This is a genomic window from Collinsella sp. An307 (assembly GCF_002161805.1).
Lineage (GTDB): Bacteria > Actinomycetota > Coriobacteriia > Coriobacteriales > Coriobacteriaceae > Coprousia.
Genome location: NZ_NFIP01000015.1, coordinates 1 through 2,236 on the forward strand (window position 1 = coordinate 1; position 2,236 = coordinate 2,236).

General features: G+C 65.1%; 1 rRNA gene. It reads left to right on the top strand.

Going from position 1 to position 2,236, the window contains the following annotated elements:
• A 23S ribosomal RNA gene (locus B5F89_RS09915) occupies window positions 1-2,236 on the top strand; the annotation flags it as partial.

The following is a 2,236-nucleotide window of genomic DNA, read 5'->3' on the forward strand; positions in this document are numbered from 1 at the left end:
AGTCCCGCGCCGTGGGCGCGAAGCCGGGTGAGCTATCCCTGGGCAGGCTGAAGCGGGGGTAAGACCCCGTGGAGGGCCGAACGCACGTCGGTTGAAAACGGCGGCGATGACCTGGGGATAGGGGTGAAAGGCCAATCAAACCCGGAGATATCTCGTTCTCCCCGAAATAGCTTTAGGGCTAGCGTCGGGGGTTCACCGCAGGAGGTAGAGCACCGGACAGGTGAGGGGGCTTCGCCGCCTACCGATCCCGACCGAACTCCGAATGCCTGCGGCCCACACCCCGGCAGTCAGAGCATGTGGGCTAAGCTGTGTGCTCGAGAGGGGAACAGCCCAGACCGCCCGCCAAGGCCCCTAATTCCAGGTTGAGTGGCAAAGGATGTCCGTCTGCGCAGACAGCCAGGAGGTTGGCTTAGAAGCAGCCACCCCTTCAAAGAGTGCGTAACAGCTCACTGGCCGAGTGGACGGGCGCCGACAATACACGGGGCTAAACCTGGAGCCGAAGCGGCGGATTCGGAGCGTATGCTCCGTCTGGTAGGGGAGCGTCCCCGGTGGGGCGAAGCGGAGGGGCGACCCTCCGTGGACCGCCGGGGAGCGAGGATGCTGGCATGAGTAGCGAGAGACGCGAGGGTAACGCGTCCGCCGTGAACCCGAGGTTTCCTGGGCGAGGCTAATCCCCCCAGGGTCAGTCGGGGGCTAAGGCGAGGCCGGCAGGCGTAGCCGAAGCGCAGCAGGCAGACATTCCTGCACCGCAGATGAGCGCTATCGACCGATGCGGCGACGGATGGGGGTGGCTCGGCGGGGTTCTGGACGTCCCCGTGATGGAGCGCGGCCCGGCAGGGAGTGAAGTACCCCTGCCACGAGGGTTAGGCTCCGGACGAAGCGACTGAGCGAAGCGAGTGAGCCCGTGGTCCCTAGAAAAACCGCTAGGCAGCGATTCTGCGCCCGTACCGCAAACCGACACAGGTGGGTGGGTAGAACATACCGAGGCGATCGGGTCAACCATGGTCAAGGAACTCGGCACAATGGCCCCGTAACCTAGGGAGAAGGGGTGCCGGCGCGTACGTGAAGGGGCTCGCCCCCGGAGCGGAGGCCGGCCGCAGTGAAGAGGCCCAAGCGACTGTTTACCAAAAACACAGGACTCTGCAGAAGCCGCAAGGCGACGTATAGGGTCTGACGCCTGCCCGGTGCCGGAAGGTCACGGGGAGGGGTTAGCTTACGCGAAGCCCCGAACCCAAGCCCCGGTAAACGGCGGCCGTAACTATAACGGTCCTAAGGTAGCGAAATTCCTTGTCGGGTAAGTTCCGACCTGCACGAAAGGCGCAACGACTTGGGCGCTGTCTCGACCGTGGACCCGGTGAAATTGCACTGGTCGTGAAGATGCGACCTACCCGCGGGAGGACGGAAAGACCCCGTGAACCTTCACTGCAGCTTGGCATTGGCCGCTGCTCGGGAGTGTAGAGGATAGGCGGGAGGCTGCGATGCCGGGGCGCCAGCCCCGGCGGAGCCGACCTTGGAATACCGCCCTCTCCCGTGCGGCGTCCTAACCCCCGGCCGTGAGCCGGCGGGGGGACCGTGCCAGGCGGGCAGTTTGACTGGGGCGGTCGCCTCCCAAAGGGTAACGGAGGCGCGCGAAGGTCCGCTCGGGACGGTCGGCAACCGTCCTCAATGAGTGCAAGAGCGTAAGCGGGCTTGACTGCGAGACCCACGAGTCGAGCAGGTGCGAAAGCAGGCTCTAGTGATCCGGCGGCTCCGCGTGGGCGGGCCGTCGCTCAACGGATAAAAGGTACTCCGGGGATAACAGGCTGATCTTGCCCAAGAGTCCACATCGACGGCAAGGTTTGGCACCTCGATGTCGGCTCATCGCATCCTGGGGCCGGAGCAGGTCCCAAGGGTACGGCTGTTCGCCGTTTAAAGCGGTACGCGAGCTGGGTTCAGAACGTCGTGAGACAGTTCGGTCCCTATCCCCCGCGGGCGCAGGAGAATCGAGGGAGGCTGCCCCTAGTACGAGAGGACCGGGGTGGACGGACCTCCGGTGCACCGGTTGTCGACCAACGGCATTGCCGGGTAGCCGCGTCCGGCGCGGATAACCGCTGAAGGCATCTAAGCGGGAAGCCGTTCCCGAGATCAGTTCTCCTTCCGGTAAGGGCCGGGGTAGAACACCCCGTCGACAGGCCGCAGGTGCAAGGGTCGCGAGGCCCTCAGCCGAGCGGTGCTGATCGCCCGAGCTCTTACCCCC